Consider the following 20,880-nt stretch of genomic DNA (forward strand, 5'->3'; position numbering starts at 1 on the left):
TCGACCACGGCCGCCGCAACGTGGTGCTGGCCAGCGGCGCTGCCGTGGCGCTGGGCCTGGCCGGCCGCGCCGGCGCCGCACTCGATTCCACTTCCAAGGAGCGTCGCATGAGCACGCTGGTCATCCGCAATGCCCGCATCACCACGCTCGATCCGCAGCAGCCGCATGCACAGGCGTTGGCCGTGCAGGAAGGGCGTATCGTCGCAGTCGGCAGCGACGCGGACATCATGCGCGACTGGGGCAATGAAGCGACCCTGATCGACGCGCAGGGCCGGCGCCTGCTGCCGGGGCTCAACGACAGCCATACGCATCTGATCCGCGGTGGCCTGAACTACAACCTGGAACTGCGCTGGGATGGACTGCGTTCGTTGGCCGACGCGATGGCGATGCTGAAGGCCCAGGTCGATCGCACCCCGGCGCCGCAATGGGTGCGTGTGGTGGGAGGTTTCACCGCCGCGCAGTTCAACGAGAAGCGCCTGCCGACCCTGCAGGAGCTCAACGACATCGCGCCGGATACACCGGTGTTCCTGCTGCATCTCTATGATCGCGCGCTGCTCAACCGCGCCGCGCTGCGCGCCTGCGGCTACACCAAGGACACCCCCGACCCGCCGGGTGGGCAGATCGTGCGTGATTCGCTGGGCAACCCCACCGGCCTGCTGCTGGCCAAGCCCAACGCACTGATCCTGTATGCAACGCTGGCCAAGGGCCCACGCTTGCCGATTGAGTACCAGGCCAACTCCACCCGCCACTTCATGCGCGAACTGAACCGGCTGGGCATCACCTCGGTGATCGATGCCGGCGGTGGCTTCCAGAACTATCCCGAGGACTACCAGGTCATCGAGCAGCTGCATCGCGATGACCAGCTGACCGTGCGCATCGCCTACAACCTGTTCACCCAGAACAAGGGCAAGGAAGTGGATGACTTCCGTGGCTGGAGCGAGATCCTGCAACCCCGCCAGGGCGATGACCTGCTTCGCCACAATGGTGCGGGCGAGATGCTGGTGTTCTCGGCCGCCGACTTCGAGCTGTTCAACGAGCCGCGGCCGGAGCTGCCGTCGGAGCTGGAGCCGCAGCTGCACGATGTGGTCAGGCTGTTGGTCGAGAAGCGCTGGCCGTTCCGTATCCACGCCACCTACGATGAGAGCATCAGCCGCATCCTCGACGTCTACGAGCAGGTCAACCGTGAAGTGCCGTTCGACGGGCTGCACTGGTTCATCGATCACGCCGAGACCATCACACCGCGCAACATCGAGCGCATCCGTGCGCTCGGCGGTGGCATCGCCGTGCAGCATCGCATGGCCTACCAGGGTGAAGCCTTCGTCGAGCGCTATGGCGTGCAGGCGGCGCGGCATACGCCACCGGTCAAGCGCATGCTGGCCGAGGGCGTGCCGGTCGGCGCTGGCACCGATGCCACCCGTGTGGCCAGCTACAACCCGTGGGTGGCGCTGTCGTGGCTGGTGACCGGGCGCACCGTCGGTGGCCTGGCCTTGTACGGCGATGAGAATCTGCTGGAGCGCGAACAGGCGCTGCGCCTGTGGACCCAGGGCAGTGCCTGGTTCTCCGGCGATGAGGCGGTGAAGGGCACATTGAAGGCTGGCCAGCTGGCCGACTTCATTGTGCTGTCGGCTGACTTCTTCCGCGTCGACGACGCGCAGATCGCCGACATCACCAGCGTGCTGACGGTGGTTGGTGGTCGCATCGTGCACGCCGACGCCGACTATGCGGGCCTGGCCCCGCAGCTGCCGCCGGCGATGCCGGACTGGTCGCCGGTGAACCGCTTCGGGGGTTACCACGTTGGCGGCGCGGCCACCGGCCTGGCGGCGGCCCCCCACCATCATCACGGCGTTGCGTGCAGTACCCACGGCGCGCACGGGCATGCGGCGCACCATGCCGCACCGACCGACGATCTGACCGCGTTCTGGGGCGCGATGGGATGCTCGTGCTTCGCGTTCTGAGCCTGGCGCTGCTGGTTGCGCCAACATTGGCGCTGGCCTGCGAAGGTGGCCATTGCATCGAAGCTGGCGACGGCAAGTTGCAATGGGACGCGTCACTGCGCGTGCGCGGCCTGTACTACGACCCGACCCGGTTCGGCATCGGCGGCGCGGAAGATGGCTATGGCCTGCTGCGCGCGCTGGCTTCGGCCAGCTATGTGGAGGACACCTGGCAGGCGAAGCTGCAGCTGGGCCTGCATGGCGAAGATGGCAAGGCGGGCGGTCCGGGCCGGACCGACCGCAGTGCACTGGACGTGCAGCAGGTGTACTGGCGCTGGCAGCGTGACAGCTTCCACCTGCAGCTGGGTCGGCAGGAAGCGGGCTATGGCAGCTCGCGCCTGCTGTCGGTGCGCGATGGGCCGAACATCCGGCTGGCCTTCGATGGCGCCCGCGCAGGTTGGAAGGGATGGCTGGGCACGCTGGACCTGATGGCACTGCGACCGGTGGAGAACCGGCCGGGTGCGTTCGATGATCGCGGTGAGCCGGGGGCGCACCTGTGGGGCGCATATGCCACCACGGCGCGCGGCCGTTGGCACGGTCAATGGGACCTGTACCTGCTGGACTACCGTCGCGAAGGTGCGCGCTTCGCCGCCGGTGCCGGCATCGAGCGTCGACAGACCGTCGGCGCGCGCTGGTTCGGCCAGGCCGGCGCACTGGACTGGAACAGCGAGCTGGTCGCGCAGGGCGGTGAACTGCGCACCGCCACCGGCGACCTCGACATCCGCGCGTGGACGCTGGCCACCGATACCGGTTGGCGCTGGAGCCGCCTGCCGTTGCAACCACGGCTGGGACTGAAGGCCGACATCGCCAGCGGCGATGGCAACCTGCGCGATGGGCGGCTGGGCACGTTCAACGCGCTGTTCCCGAAGTCGGCCTATTTCAGCGAGGCCAGCCTGCTGTCTCCGGCCAACCTGATGGACGTGCAGCCGACCCTGTCGCTGCGCCTGCACGACACAGTGACGACGGAGCTGGGCGTACAGATGGCCTGGAAGCATCGTCGCGCAGACGCGGTGTACACCACGCCGGCACCGTTGGTGGCCTTGCCCGGCACTGCCGGAGGTGCACGCCGGATCGGCACTCAATACAAATCCGAAACCCGCTGGCAGGCCAGCGAACACTGGCAATGGCAGCTGCAGCTGGCCTGGGTCGACGCCGGACCCGCGCTGACGCAGGCCGGCGGCCAGGACACGCTGTTCGCCTCGATCGTTGGAGCATGGCAATGGTGAACGCAAGCGCGTCGCAACCTCCCGCACAGGCCGCAGGTGCCTGGTCCCCTTTGAAGATCCGGATGTTCCGCTCGATCTGGCTGGCGATCCTGGCCAGCAACATCGGCACCTGGGTCAACGACGTCGCCGCCGCCTGGGTGATGGCCGAACGCACCGGTTCACCGTTGATGGTGGCGCTGGTGCAGTCGGCCACCACGGCACCGATCGTGCTGCTGGCGCTGGCGGCCGGCACGCTGGCCGACATCGTCGATCGCCGCAGGTACCTGCTGGCAACCCAGGGCTGGATGCTGCTGGTGGCGGCGGTGATGGCCAGTTTGACCGCGATGGATCTGCTGACCCCGCAACTGCTGGTGCTGCTGACCTTCTGCATGGGCTGCGGCGCGGCGATGGCGATGCCGGCGCAGGCGGCGATCGTATCCGAGCTGGTGCCGCAGCCGATGCTGGCCTCGGCAGTGGCATTGAACTCGATCGGCATCAACATCGCGCGCTCGATCGGCCCGGCCATCGGTGGCGTGATCGTCGCCCAGCTCGGTGCGGTGTGGGCGTTCGGATTCAACGCGATCACCTTCGCCGCGATGCTGTTCGTGGTGTGGGGCTGGAAGCGCGATCCGAAACAGTCGAGCCTGCCGCCGGAAGGCTTTGGCGCCGGCCTCAAGGCGGGCCTGCGTTACGCCAGCCGCGCCGGGCGGCTGCAGGCGGTGCTGATCAAGTCGGTCGGGTTCTTCTTCTTCGCTGCGGCGATGAACGCGTTGCTGCCTGTGGTGGTGCGTGGGCAGATGCACGGCGGGGCGGGGCAGTACGGCATGCTGCTGGGCTGCATCGGCATCGGCGCGGTGGGAGGTGCGCTGCTGCTGCCGAAGCTGCGCGCGCGGCTGGACCGTGACCTGCTGGTGCTGCTGGCCACGCTTTCGCTGGCGTTGAGCCTGGTCGGTCTGGCGCTGACCCGTAGCTGGTATGTGCTGCCGCTGGTGATGCTGGTCAACGGGTTTGCCTGGATCACCGTTTTGTCGTCATTGCAGATTGCGGCGCAGACCGCGGTGCCGGCCTGGGTGCGCGCACGTGCGTTGGCGCTGTACATCGTGGTGTTCTCCGCAGGCATGGCCGCCGGTGGCCTGAGCTGGGGTGCGCTGGCGCAGCGCACCTCACCGGAACTGGCCTTGCTGGTGGCGGCGGCCGGAGCGGTGGTCGGCGGGCTGCTGGTGTGGCGCGTACGCATTGCCGGTACCGAGGATCTGAACCTGCGCCCGGCCGGGCATTGGCCGGCGCCGGAGCTGTCGGTGCCGGTGTCGAATGATCGTGGCCCGGTGCTGGTGACCATCGAGTACCGCATCGAGGAGGGTGATCGCGCTGCATTCCAGGCGCAGATGCGTGCGCTGGGAACCATTCGCCGCCGTGATGGCGCGGTGGTCTGGGGTGTGGTCGAGGATGTAGCCAGCCCCGGCATTCACCTGGAGTATTTCGTGACCCCGTCATGGCTGGAGCATCTGCGCCAGCACGAACGCATCACCGCCGATGACAAGGCGATCCAGGAAGTGCTGCGCGGGCTGCATCGCGGTGAACGCGCACCGGTGGTGCGCCATTTCGTCGGCGGCCACGACCCGTTGCCCAAGACTGGGGTCCCGCACCACCACAACGACATCTGAGCGGCCCCGGGTAGAGCCGGCCGCTGGCCGGCTGTGCAGAGTGCAATGGATTGATCGGGTTGCCGGCCAGCGGCCGGCACTACCGAAGAGGCGGCGGCACCACAACGACATCTGAGCGGCCCCTGGTAGAGCCGGCACTACCGATGGGGCGGCGGCGCGGTGAGGCGCCGCCGCGGTACATCAACTGCGTGCGAACGCCAGCAGGTCGGCGTTGAACTGGTCGGCGTGGGTCACGGTCAGGCCGTGCGGGGCGCCGGCGTAGACCTTCAGTTCGGCATTGGCGATGATCTGCGAGGACAGCTTGGCCGAGGCATCGAACGGCACGATCTGGTCATCGTCGCCGTGTACCACCAGCGCCGGCACGTCGATCTTCTTCAGATCATCGGTGTAGTCCACTTCCGAAAACTCGTGCACGCAGTCGTACTGACCCTTGACGCCGCCCAGCATGCCCTGCAGCCAGAACGCATCGCGCATGCCCTGGGTGACGCTGTTGCCATCGCGGTTGGCACCAAAGAACGGCGTGGTCAGGTCCTTGAAGAACTGCGAGCGATCGCCGCCGGTGCCCTTGCGGATGCCGTCGAACACTTCCAGCGGGGTGCCCGCCGGATTGCCGGCAGTCTTGAGCATCAGCGGCGGTACGGCGCCGACAAGCACCACCTTGGCCACGCGCTTGCTGCCATGGCGGCCGATGTAGTGCGCCACTTCACCGCCACCGGTGGAATGGCCGACCAGGATGGCGTCTTTCAGGTCCAGCGCTTCGATCACCGCGGCCAGGTCGTCGGCGTAGGTGTCCATGTTGTTGCCGTCCCAGGTCTGGCTGGAGCGGCCGTGGCTGCGGCGGTCGTGGGCGATCACGCGGTAACCATTCTGGCCCATGAACAGCATCTGCGGGTCCCAGGCATCGGCGGAGAGCGGCCAGCCATGGGCGAACACGATCGGCTGGCCGGTTCCCCAGTCCTTGTAGAAGATGCGGGCGCCATCGGCGACGGTGACGTAATTGCTCATTGCAGGTTCCTTGGCGGAAGGGAGGAGGGCGCCGGGCGGAGTGCCGGGCCCTGGGCAGTACAGCGCAGCACCGCGCGGGTGGCTTGCACCGGTGTGCCGGATTGCTGCCGGCATGACGCCTCTCGCTCTGGCGCACGGGCGGCCCGGGACCGACGATGGCGGCCGGGTCATCGGGTGTGGATCGGATGCTGAAAACGTGCGCATGGCTGCTGCCGGGTCTGTTGCTGGTCGCGAACGTGCAGGCGCAGACCAACGTCTACAAGTGCGTGGACGGACCGCATCCGGTCTACCAGCAGACGCCTTGCAAGGGCCGGGCCGAGTGGCGTTGGGAGGTTGCTGCCGAACCCGGGCCATCGTCGGCTGCGGCGGTGACGGAGCGCAGGGAGAGCCGGCCGAAACCGGCTGCGATGCCGCCAGGGCGTGCACAGGCGGCGCTGATCGCGATCAGTGCCGATCCCGGCGGCTGTGATCGCGCTCGCCGGCAACGGCAGGCGGCGCTGGCCAGGCGCGTCCGGTTGGATCTGGTGCAACGTCGCCAGCTGGATGATGCGGTATACGACGCCTGCCGCTGACCGGAACCGATCGGAGGCCAGAAACGACAACGGCGCCCTGGGGCGCCGTTGTGCGAGGGGGTGAAGACCGGCGCTCAGCGACCGTCGCTGGCCGCAGCCGGTGCCGGTGAGGGCACGCTCTCCGGCTTGGGCAGGCTCAACTCCGGGTTGCCCTGTTCGGCCTGCAGGATCTGGATGCGGCGCTGCAGGGCGTCCAGCTGGCTGTTGGTGCTCTGCACGTCGGTGCTGAGGCTGACCGCCTGCTGCTGGGCCTGCTGCAGCGCGGCGCTGACCTGTGCCGACTGCGCCTGCTGCTGTTCCATTTCCTGCTGCAGGGTGCGCAGGCGTGCCTCGTTGTAGGCCACCAGACGCTCGGTGTAGCGCTTGCCTGCTTCAAGGCGGGTGGTGTCGATATAGACCTGCGCCAGCTGCTCGGACTGCTGCGCGAACGTGCGGTAGACGCGCTCGGCATTGTCCACGGCGTCGGTCTTGATCACGCGCCAGAAGTTCTTTTCCTGGAACAGCGCGACGTAGTAGGTCAGTGTGCTGGCGTTGAACAGCAGGCTGGCGCCGTAGTTGCCGTTGTAGGTGGTGCGCAGCTCGGTCAGCTGGCGCGCATCCATCAACTGCTTGAGCTCATCCACGGTGTTGCGCACGACCGGGGCAGTGCGGGCCGCCGGTTCTTCCGTCGCAGCGGCGCGGTCGCCACGGGCCGCCATGGCCGCCGGTGCCACCAGCATCATGGCCACGGCCAGCACTGCCGCGCTGCGCGCGTGCCGGGCGAAGACCGCGCCCCCTGAAGTTTCTCGCATGTCTAGACCATCCACGGGTGAAGTGTGGGTTGAGATGAAGGTGGTTCCCCGCCGGGAGTCTAGCATGGGTACGGGCGCCGCCAAGGGCGCCCGTCACGGCTCAATACACCAGTTGGGCGGCGCTGCACTGGATCGATTGCACGTTGACGTCGGTGCGGCCCAGCTCCAGCCCCAGCACGTTGGCCAGCAGGTTGGTCAGCAGCGTGCCGATGCTGTTGAGGACCGGCTTGAGTGCGGCCAGCACCGGCTTGAGCAGCGTGCACAGCAGGCCGCTGCAGCTAACGGTGCCGTCGGGATTGGTGACGCCGCTGCCGCCGGTGCCGTCGAGGAAGCCGGCCGGCGCGGTCTGGATGTAGGAGGCCAGGTTGTTGCGCACGCAGCCGTTGTAGTCGATCAGGTTGCCGAGCAGGCTGTCGCAGCGGTTGATCAGCAGGCCACCCACCAGGGAACCGAGCAGGCCGTCGAGGACGCCCAGCCCCTGGCCGGTCACCGTCACCTTGAATGCATCCCAGACCGGGCCGTCCTTGTGACAGGTGGCCAGGTTCAGCAGTCCGCACGCATAGGGCAGCCCACCGGGCACGTTCCAGCTGTTGAGCGGCGCCAGTTGCCGGCTGGGGTCTCCGTCGCGCAGCAGGGGAATCAGCTTGTCCACGTCGTAGCGGGTGTTGGGGGGGAAGGTGGCCTGCAGATAGCGATCCGCGAGCGCCTTGGCGGTGTCGTTGGCACTCATGCCCTGCTTGGGTGAACTGAGCATGCCCGACAGTACGCGCAGCAGTTCATTGACCAGGTCGGAGACCGCGTTGCCCAGGGCCAATGGATTGATCTGGGTCGAGCCGGTCTCTCCGGCGGCCAGGGTCAGGCTCTGCGAGCTGGTCAGCGCCGGCAGGGTGATCTTGTCGGTGATCAACGGCTGGCCGAGCAGTTTCAGCAGCTGCTCGTTCTGCAGCGTGGCGTCGCAGACATTGCTCTTGGAGAAGCGCTGTGCGGGCGCAACATTGCCCACGCAGGCGCGCAGCACCGAAGAGTCCACCTGGATGGTTGCCTTCGGCGGACTGGCGCCGCACTGGATGCCGGTCAGCGTGCCCATCGCGTTGGCGACGTCCACGTGCAATGGCAGGTGCAGCCGCGTGCCCAGCAGATTCAGCAGCGGGCCGAGCGCGAACAGGTTGTTGCTGTCCACATCCACCATCAGCCGCACCTGGGCGTTGTAGGCGCGGGTGCCGACGCCGCCCATCGCGATCGACGGGGGTTCGACCACGCCTGCCTGCACGTTGATGCCGAGCAGGTTCAGGCCCTGTACGGTGACGGCGTTGCCGGCGTTGGCGATGGAGATGGCGGTGGTGACCAGATTGAGAACGTTGATCTGTGATTCCAGCGCGCTGCCGACCGTACCGTCGGGCGAGACGACCTCGGCGAACAGACCGCCGCCGCCGGATTGGCTGCCGAGCACGATGTTGAGCTTGTTGATGTCCAGCTGGGTGGCGACCAGATCCGACAGTGCCCGCAGCTGCAGGCCGACCGTGGTATCGCGGCCGACCACGGTGGCGGTGGCGTCGACCAGCTGCGCCAGCGAGATCTTGTTCACCGACAGCAGTCGATTGAAGTCGGCCACGCTGAGGTTGGCGGTGACCGGGATGTTCAATGCCTTCAACAGACCCGACGGGGTGACGTTGGCCTGGGCCAGGCCGTCGTAGGACAGCACAGTGGCGTTGGTCACATCCAGGCCGACCATGCGCAGGGTGGACAGCAGCAACGAGTCGCCCTTGGTACGCAGCAGCTGCGAGCCGACCGCGAACACCGCGGTGGGTTCGGAGCGGCGGGCCACCGCCTCCACGCTGACCGTGGGCAGGCTCGTGTTCTGGCCGAAGAACGGCAGCACGCTGCGCTCGGCGACAACCTGCACTGCATTGCGCGGGTTGCTGGCGTCCACGGTGGCGGCAAAACGATTGCCGGTGCCGCGGCTGGCGCTCCAGTTGCCGCAGCGGATCTGCAGCGTGCCGGCGAAGCCGTTCTGGGTTACCGCGCTCTGCCGTGCGGCGCTGTTGTCGCTGTTGTCCGCGCTGCACAGTTCCAGGCGTTGCGCGCCGGCCAGCGCGGCCAGGTCGGCCACCTTCTGTGCATCACGTTTGGCCCAGAAAAGGTAGCCGATCTCGATCAGGCCGAGCATCGCCAGCATCGCCAGCATGACCAGCATCATGGTGATCGACATGCCGCCGCGTGGGCGGTTGAAGCTGAACTGGCGTGGGCGTCTCATGGCCTACCTCAGCGTCCGGATGAGGATGCGTCCTTGGACCTGGCGACATCGGTTTCGAAGAAGTCGGGAATCTCGTGTTCGAAGCTCTTCAGATAACGGGCGTAGCTCAGCGTGGCCTGGTCGCCGAGGATTGGCAGCCGCTGCCCGGCGCGCTGCCCGGACGCCTGCAGGCGGAACAGGTTGCGCGTGGTGTCGCCGTCGCGCAGCGGTTCGCGGCGAGGCGTGGGCAGGGGGCTGCCTGCGGCCTCGGCCGGCGGCGCCGACGCAATGGCCGGCGGCGGCGCGCCCGGTGTGGTCAGATCCACCGTTGCCACTGTATCGGCCTGGATCGGCTGCGGAGTCGGTGCCGGAGCCGGGCCACCCAGCATCTGCCCGGTCAGCGGCGGCTGCTGGGCATGCACGACGCTGGTGACCAGCGCACACGCCAGCGCAGGCAGCAGGCGTCGAATCAGAGGCGTCGCGGTCATGGCGTATTCCCGGTTGTGGGGGTGGCGGTGCTGAATCGCTCCAGCATCGAGGGGGGCAGGCGCTGCGGATCGCGCGTGTCGCGCTGCTCACGGCGCGGTTCGGAGGCGACCCGGTTGCTGCTGCCGGCTCGCTCGGATACGGCAGCGGGGACGGCGACGGCGCGCGCGGGGGCCGTTGTCTCTGCCGCCACAGATGCGCTTCGCTGTTGCAGGCGCAGGCGGATCTGCTGGGCCTGCTGCTGGATGCTGCGGCGGGTGTCCTCGTTGAGGTTGCCCTGCGCAACCAGTCGCTCGGCGGTGGCGCTGTCGCCGCGCAGTACTGCCCAGAGCGCCAGGTTGGCGGTGGCCTTGGCGTTGCCGGGCGACAGTTCCAGCGCCTTGGCCAACGGCTCGCGGGCCTGCTCGAACCGGCCCGCACGCAGGCGGGCGTAGCCGAGATCGCCGAGATAGTCGGTATTCAACGGTTGCAGCAGGGTGGCGCGTTCGAGCGCCTGTTCGCTGCCGGTGTCATCGTCTCGACGGGCGGCGATCAGGCCCAACCCGTGCGCGGCCGCCGCCGCCTGCGGACCGCTGGACAGTTCGCGATACAGAGCGATGGCAGCGTCAGCCTGGCCGGTCTCGCGCAGTGCGTCGGCCTGCAGCAGGCGCAGCGCCGGGGGGTCTCCATAGCGTTGGCGGAACGCATCGACGTGGGCCAGCGAGGCATACCAGGCGCCCTGCAGCTGCATGCGCCCGATCAGCTCCAGGTAGGCGTTGCGGCTGTCCTGCGGGGCGGGTTCGGGAGCGGCCAGGGTGGGCGTACGCAGGTACTTGGGCGTGGTCGAGGCGCAGCCGCTGGCCAAGGTGGCCAGGCTGAAGGCAAGCAGGCAGGTGGTGCGCAGGGCAGGCATCAGGCAGATCCCATCTTGGACATGGTGGTGGCCAGCGCAACCAGCGCCGGACCGGCGAGCACCAGCATCAGGGCTGGCAACAGGGTCAGCATCATCACCACGGTCATCTTCACCGACAGCTTGCCGACCTTCTCCTTCAAGGTGTTCCGGCGCTGCTCGCGCAGGCGGATGCTGAACTGCCGCAGTGGCTCCTGCACCGCGCCGCCGTGCGCGTGCACCTGCAGGATCAGCTGCATCAGGCTGGCCAGGTCGTCATCACCGTAGACTTCGCTCAGCCGCCGCAGCGACTGCGCGCGGGTGCGCCCGTGGGTGTAGGCCACATTGGCGTCCTGCAGTTCACCGCCCAGCACCGGCAGTGCATCGCGCAGCTTGTCGCCCAGCGTCTGCAGGCTCTGGTCCATGCTGAATCCCACACCCTGCAGCAGGCGCAGCAGATCGATCAGCAGCGGCAGTTCGTTGTCGACCGCGCGCCGGCGCCGCTTGACCCAGGAAGACAGCACGAGCTTGGGCAGCAGCAGGCCGGCGGCAAGTGCGCCGATCACCACCATGACCTTGCCCAGGCCCTGCGCATCGCTGAACGCCAGCGCCAGTGCCAATACCAGCAGCGCCAGCAGCAGGCGCAGGCCCAGGTAGATGGCCGTGCCGCGGCGGGTGTTCCAGCCGGCCAGGTCCAGCAGCAGGCGGTCCTCGTTGGCCAGCAGCGCGGCCTCCAGGCGGCCGCCACTGAGCGCACGGCCGAAACGTTCCAGCCAGCCCAGCGAATCGCGCCGCGTGGCCTCGGCCTCGCGGGTTTCGTCGCGCGGTTGCAGTGCGGTCTTCAGGGTGGAAGACGTGCGTTGCTCGCGGTCGCTGCGGATCCAGCCGGCGATGCCGAGCAGGGCCACGCCGGCGGCAAGCACCAGCAGCGAGAGCATGAACCAGACGCTGGCACTCATCGGGCACCCTCCGGGCGGCAGCGGGCAGTCATAGCGATTTGGCCAGTCGGTACAGCAGGAAGCCGCCGACCAGCTCCAGTCCCAGGGCGATCAGCAGCACTTTGTGGCCGAGCGGATCGTGCAGCACCGGCTGGAAGAAATCGGGGCTGGAAATGGCCATCAGTACCGCGCTGGCCGGCGGCAGCAGGCCAAGCACCCAGGCCGACATGCGCGTTTCGGAGGTGGTGGCCGCCAGTTCCTGCTGGGCCTGTTCAAGGTCGCGCATGAAGTCGCCCATGCGCTGCAGGATCTGGTCGGCGCGGCCACCGATGCGCACGCTCACGCCGATCACCACCGCCAGCACCTTCAGCACGTCCATGCGGTAGGGCTGCGCCGCCAGGCCCAGCGCACGGTCCAGATCCATGCCACTGCGGGCATAGCGCACCGTGGTGTCGAGCAGGCCGCGCAGCGGTGCACTGGTCTGCATCGAGGCGACCTGGAAAGCGGCCTGCAGGCTGTTGCCCAGCGCAGTGAGGCGTACCAGGTTGTCGAGGAAGTCGGGCATCTGGTGCAGCAGCTGCGCGCGCAGCTTGGTGATCCGCCGCATCACCCACAGCCAGCAGCCAAGCAGATACAGCAGCAGGGTCAATGGGAACATCCACGCGGTTCCCAGCCGCATCGCCGCGACCACCGACAGCACCAGCCCGGGCACCACCAGCAGCAACGGCAGTTTCCAGCCCGGGGCCAGCCCCGCCCGTTGCAGCAGCCCATCCCAGGGCAGCCCACGGCGGCTGCTGGACGCCGGACGGGCCGGATCGTTGGCGGCGCCGATGGACGCACCAGCTGGCACCGTGCCGGCGCCGCTGCCGCGCGCCAACTGCTGCTCGGTGTGCTGCAACGAGGCTTGGCGCTGCTCGCGGCTGCTGGCCGTACCCCACAGCCATGCCGCCAGCGCCAGCAGCACCGAGATGATGCTCAGCACACCCAGCAGCAGGCCGGCACCCATGCTCAGAAGTCTCCGTACAGCGATTCGCGCAGCTGCTGCCGGAACGGCTCCAACTTGTGCGAATGTGGATGGAAGCCAAGGCCGATCCAGCGATCGGTTTCGCGGCCAGTGCCGTCGATCTGGACTTCGTGACGGAACATCTCCTGGGTGGTGATCAGATTGTCACTGACGCCGGTGATTTCGGTGATCGACACCAGCACGCGGCGGCCGCTGCCCAGGCGCGAGATCTGCACGATGAAGTCGATGGCACTGGCAATCTGGCGGCGCAGGCTGTCCTCGCTGCCCTGGAAGCCGGCGAACCCGGCCAGCATCTCGATGCGGTAGAGGCAGTCGCGTGGCGAATTGGCATGGATGGTGGCCATCGAGCCATCGTGGCCGGTGTTCATCGCCTGCAGCATCTCCAGCACCTCGGCCCCGCGCACCTCGCCCACCACGATGCGATCGGGGCGCATGCGCAGGCTGTTGCGCACCAGATCGCGGATGCTCACCGCACCCTGGCCTTCGGCACCGCCGATGCGGCTTTCCAGGCGCACCACGTGTGGATGATTGAGCGACAGCTCGGCGGTGTCTTCCACGGTGATCACCCGCTCGTTGGCCGGCACATAGCTGGCCAGTGCGTTGAGCAGCGAGGTCTTGCCCGAGCTGGTGCCGCCTGACACCAGGATGTTGCAACGGCCCAGGACCATGGCCTTCAGCAGCGCCTGCATCGGGGCATCGAAGGTGCCCTTGGCGAGCAGTTCGTCAGGCGTGAACGGGTCCTTGCGGAACTTGCGGATGGACACCATCGGCCCATCCACGGCCAATGGCGAGATGATCGCGTTGAGTCGTCCGCCGTTGGGCAGGCGCGCGTCGACCATCGGGTTGGAATCGTCCAGGCGACGGCCGAGCGGGGCAAGAATGCGGCGCAGGATGCGCAGCAGATGCGTGTCATCGGTGAAGCGCTGGGTGGCACGCTTGAGCTGGCCGCCCTGGGAAACGTGCACATCCTTGAAGCCGTTGATCAGGATGTCTTCGATCGACGGATCGTGCAGAAGATCGTCCAGCGGCCCGAAACCGGTCAATTCCTTGACCAGGCCCTCGGCAACCACCTGCATCTCCTCTTCGTTGATCGGGATGCGCCATTCCTGGATGAAGCCCACGGTCTGCACCTGCACCCAACGGGCGATGGTGTCCGGGGCCCACGAGTCGATGTCGATGCGCTCATCTTCGATGCTGTTGAGCAGGTGCTCGTGCGCGGCCGACAGCACCTTCTGGTACTGCTCGGTCTGCGCGAACGGCAGGTGGCCCGGCGCACTGTCAGGCTGCATCGGGCGGGCCACGGCGTGCGGGAACGGAGTTACCTTGTCTTCCATTGCGATCCACCCAGAGCAAGGGAGAGTCTTTCCCGCAGACCCTGTGCCTGGACCGGGCAGGCTGCCGGATCCAGGCGCGAGACCAGCGGGGCGAGGGCACGCAGATAAGGGTCGCGCGGTGCATCCTGCAGCAGCAGATGGCCCTGGCTGGCGGCCAGGCGTACACGCGGACGTTCGGGCAGGGTGGCCAGCAACGGAACCTCGAAGCGTCGTGCGATCTGTTCCGGGCTCATGCCGCTGCTGTCGTCATGGCGGTTGATCACCAGCTGCAGGCGCTTCTCACGCTCACGTTGACCGGCCAGATGCTTCAGCGCCTGGTCTAGCGAAACCAGGGTGGCGATCGATGCGTCGGTGATGAGCCAGATTTCATCGGCCTGGTCCAGCAGCAGCGGCGGCAGCTGCCGCAGCGGGCTGCCGCCGGCGTCGCACAGGACGCTGGAAAACACCGCGCGCAGGCGCTGCAGCAGCGCGCCGGGGTCGGACGGCGGCAACGCATCGCTGCCGCAGGCGCGGTCGAGCAGCACCAGCCCCGAGTCGTGGCGCGCCATCGCCGTGCGCGCCAGGGTGGCGTCGATGCGGCTGGCATTGCGCAGCGCATCTTCATAGTGGAAGCGGCTGTCCAGGTTGAGATACAGGGCCAGGTCGCCGGAGGGCTGTGCCAGTTCCACCAGCAGGCCATCCTGCTGCGCGCCGTCGCCCTGGGCCAACGCACGGGTCTGCTGTGCCAGCACAGAAAGATGCGCGGCCAGGGTGCTGGTGCCGATTCCGGCGCGCACGCCCAGCAGCACGATCAGGCGTGCCTTGTGCGCGTGCTGTGCCACCGCCGCCGGGCGCGGCGAAAGGGCACGGCGCAGCGCCGCCTCGATGCCGGCATTGTCACTGTCCAGATCCAGCACATCGCGCAGGCCGGCGCGCAGGGCGATGACCACGCCTTCGACCTGGCCGGCACCGGTGGCCCCGACCGCCACCAGGGTCAGCTCCGGCTGCGTCTGCTGCAACTGCTGCGCCAGCACGCTGGACGCGGCCGCATGTTCGGGCCTGAAGTCCAGCAGTACCAGGCTTTGCGGACCGCGCTGCAGGTCCTGTGCGGAGGTCGGTGCGCCGCTGTCCTGCCAATGCAGGGTAGTGGTCGGCGGCAGCTTGGCCGCCAGCCGGGGCAGCAACTCGCGATCCATCCCGTACAGGACCAGATTCATCGGCGGGCCTTGCGGATGCAGCGTCTGGGCGGTGGCGTAGGGCATGGGCGTGGGGTCGCAGGCATTGGGGAATCAGCGCGAGAAGCCCGGCACCGGGTCCCGGCTCACCGGGCCCAGCAGCCAGGCGCCCCACTCGGGCAGGTTCGGCTTGGCTTCGCGCTCGCCGGGCAGCGGCAGTTCGGTGTTGCGTGCCAGCGGCTGCACCAGACGCGGGGTGACGATGATCACCAGTTCCTTGTCCTGGCGCTTGTAGTCGAAATTGCGGAAGAACGAGCCGATGATCGGCAGATCGCCCAGCAACGGAATCTTGTTGACGTTGGAGACGATGTTGGAGCTGACCAGCCCACCGATCACGAAGCTCTCGCCATCACCGAGCTCGACGGTGGTGTCGGCGCGACGGGTGGTGATCGAAGGAATCTGCACGTTGTTGAGCACGATGGCGTTGCTGTAGTCCAGGTCGCTCGCTTCCGGTGCCACCTTCAGCGCGATGCGGTTCGGCGCCAGCACCGTGGGCGTGACGGTCAGGCCGATGCCGAACGGCTTGTAGGTGATGGTGGTGGTGCCCAGGCCCTGCGGCTCCAGGATCGGCAGCTCGCCACCGGCCAGGAAGCTGGCGCTCTGCCCGGACAGCGCAACCAGTGTCGGCTCGGCCAGGACGCGCGCCATGCCATTGCTCTGCAGCAGTTCGACATCGGCGTTCCACAGGCCCTTGGTGGAGCCGAACACCAGACGGAAGGCGGAGGAGATCGGCGAGCTGGCTTCGTTGCTGCTTTCGCCCTCGGTCATGCCGGGCAGCAGGCCGGTATTGCCCGGCAGCGTGGAGCCGGGGCGCGCGAAGCCGTAGGCGAAGCCGCCATTGCGGTTCTGGAAGTTGATGCCGATCTGTTTCATGGCGGTCTTGTTGAATTCCACCACCTTCACTTCAACCTGCACGACCCCGCCGCTGCTGATGGTGGAGGCATCCACCAGCGCGCCATCCTTGCCCAGCGCCATCGCCGCGGTCCGCTGTTCCTGCATGTGTGAAAGCATGCTGTCGGTGCTTCCCTGCAACAGGCCCTGCTGGTCCTGCTGGGTGAACAGCAGATCGTTGCCGCCGCTGCCGGCCGCACCCTGTACCGCACTCTGCACGCGCACCTGCACGCGCTGCGGTTCGGCCTGCTTGCGGTGCCACAGCAGCAGGGTGGTGGTGCCGGGCATCTTGCCCACCAGCAGTGCCTGGCGCTGGCCGCGCAGCATCACCAGGTCGGCCACGCCGGGGTCGGCAATGGCAACCCGCTCCAGATCCGTCGGCAGCGTCCAGGGGCGCTGCTCGCGCGCCTGCAGCACCAGATCGTCGGCGGCCACGCTCGTTGCCGGTGCCAGCAGCACCAGCAGCAGGGCCAGCCAGCGCTGGCGGGTGGAGGGGCGTGGACTGCGGCGACGTTCGGTCATGGAGGCGCTCGATGCAGGTCAGAGGGAGCCGCGGGGCGTAGAGCTGTCGCCGCGGATGATTTCGATGCCCGACGCGCGCGGGGCGCTGCGACGTGGGGCCGGTGCGCGGGCGGGGCCATCGTTGGCGGTGCGCGCCGGCGCAGCGCCGCGACCGGCCAGCGCATCGCTGTCCAGGCCCGCAAACGCGTGGTTTTCCGGGCGTTGCAGCGCCAGCTGCTGCTCCGCATCCAGCCCGCGCATTGGATCGATCACGCCGCGCGACTGCGGAAACAGGGCGAGATCAGGCAAGCCGGTATCGGCGGGATTGCGCAGCGCCAGGAACAGCTTGCCCTGCTGGGCGCCCAGCAGCAGCCGGTTGGCATCGGCCACCGGCACCGCCAGCACCGCGCTGCGTGCCGGTTGGGTGGCTTCGCTGGCATTACCGTGGCTGCTGGTGCTGCCGCTGGTGATATCGGCCGCGCGCGGGTCGTTGCGGGTGTCGGTACCGTTGCTGTCGGCGACCTCGGCGGCGACCGGTGCGATGTCCTGCTGGCCGTAACTCAGCACGCGCAGGCGCGACAGCAGCAGACGGGTCTGCGCGGCCTCGCCGGGGCTGCTGACGTTGGGCTGGGCATTGCGCAGGTTCAGGAAGACATCGACGAAATCGCCCGGCAGGATGCGGTTTCCCGCGCCAACCAGCTCGTCCACCGGCACCGCAAGTGCGCGCTCGCCGGGCCGCAGCTGCAGCGAGAAGCCCTGCGCCAGTGCGCTGCCGCTGATGGCGGTGCCTTCGGCGATGTCCTGCACGGGAACCTTGCCGACCACGGCGGCCAGGGAGGTGGCCGCACCGGCCACCGGCGTGGTGCGTTGCGCCAGGCGCAGTCCGTTGGCGGTGATTGGTTCACCGGCGGGCAGGCGGGCCACGGCCTCCACCACGGTGATCGTCTCGGCCGGGCCGTGCGCGGTCGGCGTGACCGTGGCAGGCGCATCCGGCTTGCGCCCGATCATGAAGGCGATCAGCGCCAGCAGCACAGCCAGACCGATCAGGCCGATGGCAGCGATGCGGGTCAATTTGAGCATGGATGCGTCTCCTGTACCGATCGTCAGTTGCCGCTGCCGAGGTCGAGCTGGGCGACCGCAACGCTACGGATGGGCGCCCGCATCACCCACTTGTAGAGCGTGGCGGTGCCGGGCAGAAAAGGGGATGCGGCATAGTCGTAGCTGACGGTCACTGTCATGCACTGCGCCGTGGCGAGGCCTTCGCAGGGGGCCTGCGCCGAAACCACGATGGCGTTGCTGCCGCCGTTGCTGCAGTCAACGGCCTGCCTGGAAAACTGCAACAGCCATTGCATCGAGGTGCGCGCCGCCACGCAGGCTGCGGTGCGGCGCTCGCCCGCAGTGCCGTAGCGCAACGACGCTCGGGCCCCTTCCGCCGAGGCGGTGGCCAGGGTCTGCTGCGCGGCCATGATCATCACGCCGGAAAAGGTGAACAGCAGCAACGGAAGCAGGCCGAGCATCAGCATCAGTGCGAATTCGATGCTGACCACGCCACGTTGCCGACGAGGACTGCGCCTGCTCATGACACGTCTCCGTAGGTGCGTATCAGGACCCAGCCGATGGCCGACAGTGCCAGATACGCGGCATAGGGAATGCCGCGCCGTCCCTGGCGGGCGGCCAGCATGTCGCGCAGCGCCGGGTGCGACTGCCACTGCGCGCTGGCGCGGTCGACCTGGCCCTGCAGGCCCAGTGGCAGGACGGCGCCGAGCTGCCGCGACACCAGAATGAGCACCGCATGCAGGCCCGCGGCCAGACTTGCGGCGATCCAGACCGGCAGCAATGCCTGCCAGCCCAGCATCAGCCCCAGCACCGAGAAGAACTTGACGTCACCTGCGCCCATCCAGCGCATGGCGTAGAACGGCAGCAGGGCGACAAGGCCGAGCACCGCGCCGGCGACGTGGGGTCCCCACGGCAGGCGCGGTGCGCTGAACTGGCCGGCGATGATCAGTGCAATGGAGATCGCGCATGCCGTCAGCAGCCAGGCGTTGGGCACCCGACGGGCATACAGATCGCTGATGGCGATCCGCAGGCTTACGCCGATGGCCAACAATCCCAGCAGTGTCATCGCACACCCCATCGTCCGTCACTGGACGGTCTGTCCAAGGCCCAAGTCTTCGCGTGCGGGCCAAGGCCCGCGACCTGTGCGCCGACGCACTACTTGGGTGCGGAGCCGGAGGCCTTGGTGGCGAGCGCGGACAGGTTGTCGAACAGGGTTTCAAAGAAGCCCTTGATCTTGTCGTTGCCGACTGCGATCAGGACGCCGGCGATCACCGCGGCCAGCAGCCCGTATTCGAGTGCGGTCACGCCGTCTTCTTCTTTCAGGAACCTGCGGATGGAAGCGTTCATGACGGTTGTCTCCCTCTACCTGTCTTCGACAGGACACCTGCGTTGGGCGGTGGCCCGGCTCCGCCGGGATCGTCCGTGGACCTCCGCACATCCTGGCGGAGGAGGCACTGCGGGCAATGGCCCGCTGTGCTCAAGCAGGGTGATCGGCTCCAGATGGGACACCCTTCGCGCGCACCCTGCCGCGCGGCGCCGGGCCGCGGGTTGGAAGGTCGTGCGATCGGTGCATGGTCATGCTGTCCCCCTGGGTGTGGCCGCTTCCGCGCGGCCCGATCACCGTGATATCGACTTTGCCTGAATGGCAGTCCGCTGCAACCGGAACCTATATGCAAATTCGGCAGAAAATGCCCGGCTCTTAAGTCTTCATACTATTTATGTGACGCAAATCCGTTTCCTGGCAAAACGATTCATCGATGTGTAGATAATGGGCCGCGTGGTTTTCGCATGCGAAAACCATGCCACTGGCGAAGACATTTTCTTCACCTGTGTATCGATTTTGTTCAATGCGGCCCATGGGTTTACCAGCGTGGATTATCGGGCATACTCGTATTCAAGGTGCAGTAGTTACCCGGATGGTGTTTGCCGCATCGGCGGCAGCCAGCCCGGCAGCAGTGGCGGTTCCAGGAACGCTGCGCGCCCTGTCAGGCAGTGGGGGCCGCAACGCAATGCGGATCAACGGGGGACAACACTGTCATGGTCGATGGTGGGGTGGGAGACAGCGGCGACGGCGACCTGCGGTCGATAGACCTGGCGACGTTGAGCGGCGTGCTTCGCGTATGTGATGTCGAGCTCCTGCTGCTCGATGGCAACGGGCCGCGGGCGGCATTCGTTTCGCGCGTACACGAGGAAGCCCTGTTCTGCAGCATCAGCTGCGGGTTCCATTGCCGCGGCCGCTTCATGCTGCCGCCGGACTGGGCAATGCTGGGCTACCTGCACGCTACCGACGAGACGCTGAGCTGGTGCCACGGCGTGCCGCTGACCACCGGCATGGCGCTGACCGTGATGCCGGAGGGCATCAGCGAGTTCACCCTGAGCCCGGGCACGCACATGACCCTGATGCTGGTGCCGGTGGCGCGCGTGCAGCGCAAACTGACCGAGCTGAGCCTACGCAACACGCCGCCGGCCGGGCAGGCACTTTCCCTGTTCAATCTGCCCAGCGAAACGGCACCGCTGGCACGCCATTACCAGCAGCTGCACCTGGAGCTGGGGCAGGGCGCCGGCCTGCAGCCCGAGGAAACCGAGCGCCTGCTGCATGAGCACGTGCAGGCACTGCTGGCGGCCGGCAGTGCTGATCGCCCGGGTTGCAGCCGTGCCCGACGCACGCATTATCTGATTGCGCAGCGGGCGGAGAACTTCATGCGGCTGAATCTGCGCCGCAATATCTACATGAACGAGATCTGCGATGCCGCTGGCGTCAGCGAGCGCGGCCTGCGCTATGCATTTGAAGATCTGTTCGGAACCTCGCCCAACCGCTACCTGTCGATGCTGCGGCTGTGCGCGGCCTGCCGCAGCCTGTCGATGGCCGATTCCAGCCGCCGTTCGGTCAAGGCCATCGCACTCAGCTGCGGCCTGTGGGATCTCTCACGCTTCGCCGACAATTATCGGAAGGTATTCGGCGAGCTGCCACGCGATACCCTGATGCGCGCGCCCGCGCAGATCGGCCAGCCTGCCTGAGCCAGGTGTATCAAGGGTTCCCGGCGGGTTTCTGCCGGAAATGCCCATGTGCTTGCCGATAGCGTTGCCGCTTCTGCATAACCGGCTGC

19 protein-coding genes are annotated in these 20,880 nt (G+C 67.7%); 5 read left to right on the forward strand and 14 right to left on the reverse strand.

Annotated elements, in window-relative coordinates; translation table 11 throughout:
- Positions 1 to 107: 107 nt before the first annotated feature.
- The 3 genes from AC5YGJ_RS02940 to AC5YGJ_RS02950 are packed head-to-tail and all read left to right on the forward strand — an operon-like array spanning position 108 to position 4,860.
- Positions 108 to 1,955 (forward strand): amidohydrolase, encoded by a 1,848-nt coding sequence (locus AC5YGJ_RS02940; RefSeq protein WP_309340566.1) that lies wholly within the window; start codon positions 108 to 110, stop codon positions 1,953 to 1,955.
- Positions 1,934 to 3,217 (forward strand): alginate export family protein, encoded by a 1,284-nt coding sequence (locus tag AC5YGJ_RS02945; protein ID WP_496185657.1) that lies wholly within the window; start codon positions 1,934 to 1,936, stop codon positions 3,215 to 3,217. The genes AC5YGJ_RS02940 and AC5YGJ_RS02945 overlap by 22 nt, the downstream gene beginning before the upstream one ends.
- Complete coding sequence (locus AC5YGJ_RS02950; protein WP_496185658.1) at positions 3,211 to 4,860, forward strand: MFS transporter; 1,650 nt, start codon at positions 3,211 to 3,213, stop codon at positions 4,858 to 4,860. The genes AC5YGJ_RS02945 and AC5YGJ_RS02950 overlap by 7 nt, the downstream gene beginning before the upstream one ends.
- A gap of 180 nt (positions 4,861 to 5,040) precedes the next feature.
- On the opposite strand, the gene AC5YGJ_RS02955 is transcribed toward AC5YGJ_RS02950, so the two are convergent.
- Positions 5,041 to 5,865, reverse strand: coding sequence for an alpha/beta fold hydrolase (locus AC5YGJ_RS02955; protein ID WP_279920608.1), 825 nt, complete (start codon positions 5,863 to 5,865; stop codon positions 5,041 to 5,043).
- Between the two features lie 185 nt (positions 5,866 to 6,050).
- Between AC5YGJ_RS02955 and AC5YGJ_RS02960 the strand changes: the two genes are divergently transcribed.
- Positions 6,051 to 6,437, forward strand: coding sequence for a hypothetical protein (locus AC5YGJ_RS02960; protein ID WP_496185938.1), 387 nt, complete (start codon positions 6,051 to 6,053; stop codon positions 6,435 to 6,437).
- 74 nt (positions 6,438 to 6,511) lie between these two features.
- On the opposite strand, the gene AC5YGJ_RS02965 is transcribed toward AC5YGJ_RS02960, so the two are convergent.
- The 13 genes from AC5YGJ_RS02965 to AC5YGJ_RS03025 form a co-directional block, all read right to left on the reverse strand.
- A complete protein-coding gene (locus AC5YGJ_RS02965; RefSeq protein ID WP_409460134.1) occupies positions 6,512 to 7,228 on the reverse strand; it encodes a DUF2968 domain-containing protein in 717 nt (238 codons plus the stop codon).
- A 100-nt stretch (positions 7,229 to 7,328) separates the two neighbouring features.
- On the reverse strand, positions 7,329 to 9,482 hold the full coding sequence (locus AC5YGJ_RS02970; RefSeq protein ID WP_496185659.1) for a TadG family pilus assembly protein: 2,154 nt from the start codon (positions 9,480 to 9,482) through the stop codon (positions 7,329 to 7,331).
- A gap of 8 nt (positions 9,483 to 9,490) precedes the next feature.
- Entirely contained in the window at positions 9,491 to 9,949 is a 459-nt protein-coding gene (locus AC5YGJ_RS02975; RefSeq protein ID WP_496185660.1) for a DUF3613 domain-containing protein, read from the reverse strand.
- Entirely contained in the window at positions 9,946 to 10,839 is an 894-nt protein-coding gene (locus tag AC5YGJ_RS02980; RefSeq protein WP_496185661.1) for a tetratricopeptide repeat protein, read from the reverse strand. Before AC5YGJ_RS02980 ends, AC5YGJ_RS02975 begins: the two co-directional genes overlap by 4 nt.
- Positions 10,839 to 11,774: a type II secretion system F family protein gene (locus AC5YGJ_RS02985; RefSeq protein WP_496185662.1), complete on the reverse strand. Its 936-nt coding sequence runs from the start codon at positions 11,772 to 11,774 to the stop codon at positions 10,839 to 10,841. Before AC5YGJ_RS02985 ends, AC5YGJ_RS02980 begins: the two co-directional genes overlap by 1 nt.
- A gap of 28 nt (positions 11,775 to 11,802) precedes the next feature.
- Positions 11,803 to 12,759, reverse strand: a complete 957-nt coding sequence (locus AC5YGJ_RS02990) for a type II secretion system F family protein (protein WP_409460130.1) — start codon at positions 12,757 to 12,759, stop codon at positions 11,803 to 11,805.
- A gap of 2 nt (positions 12,760 to 12,761) precedes the next feature.
- Positions 12,762 to 14,111, reverse strand: coding sequence for a TadA family conjugal transfer-associated ATPase (locus AC5YGJ_RS02995; RefSeq protein WP_249843766.1), 1,350 nt, complete (start codon positions 14,109 to 14,111; stop codon positions 12,762 to 12,764).
- Positions 14,096 to 15,352 (reverse strand): CpaE/TadZ family protein, encoded by a 1,257-nt coding sequence (locus AC5YGJ_RS03000; protein ID WP_496185663.1) that lies wholly within the window; start codon positions 15,350 to 15,352, stop codon positions 14,096 to 14,098. The genes AC5YGJ_RS02995 and AC5YGJ_RS03000 overlap by 16 nt, the downstream gene beginning before the upstream one ends.
- 27 nt (positions 15,353 to 15,379) lie before the next feature.
- Positions 15,380 to 16,738, reverse strand: coding sequence for a type II and III secretion system protein family protein (locus AC5YGJ_RS03005; protein ID WP_496185664.1), 1,359 nt, complete (start codon positions 16,736 to 16,738; stop codon positions 15,380 to 15,382).
- Positions 16,739 to 16,756: 18 nt separating this feature from the next.
- On the reverse strand, positions 16,757 to 17,797 hold the full coding sequence (gene cpaB / locus AC5YGJ_RS03010) for a Flp pilus assembly protein CpaB (RefSeq protein WP_496185665.1): 1,041 nt from the start codon (positions 17,795 to 17,797) through the stop codon (positions 16,757 to 16,759).
- A 23-nt stretch (positions 17,798 to 17,820) separates the two neighbouring features.
- A complete protein-coding gene (locus tag AC5YGJ_RS03015; protein ID WP_107230808.1) occupies positions 17,821 to 18,297 on the reverse strand; it encodes a TadE/TadG family type IV pilus assembly protein in 477 nt (158 codons plus the stop codon).
- Positions 18,294 to 18,839, reverse strand: coding sequence for an A24 family peptidase (locus AC5YGJ_RS03020; RefSeq protein ID WP_496185666.1), 546 nt, complete (start codon positions 18,837 to 18,839; stop codon positions 18,294 to 18,296). The genes AC5YGJ_RS03015 and AC5YGJ_RS03020 overlap by 4 nt, the downstream gene beginning before the upstream one ends.
- A gap of 89 nt (positions 18,840 to 18,928) precedes the next feature.
- Positions 18,929 to 19,120: a Flp family type IVb pilin gene (locus AC5YGJ_RS03025; RefSeq protein ID WP_107230806.1), complete on the reverse strand. Its 192-nt coding sequence runs from the start codon at positions 19,118 to 19,120 to the stop codon at positions 18,929 to 18,931.
- A gap of 690 nt (positions 19,121 to 19,810) precedes the next feature.
- Here AC5YGJ_RS03025 and AC5YGJ_RS03030 point away from each other — a divergent pair.
- Positions 19,811 to 20,791 carry a helix-turn-helix domain-containing protein gene (locus tag AC5YGJ_RS03030; protein ID WP_107230805.1) on the forward strand — a complete coding sequence of 327 codons (981 nt, stop codon included), beginning with the start codon at positions 19,811 to 19,813 and terminating at the stop codon, positions 20,789 to 20,791.
- Positions 20,792 to 20,880: the final 89 nt, after the last annotated feature.

The organism is Stenotrophomonas sp. CS3K5, assembly GCF_059515225.1.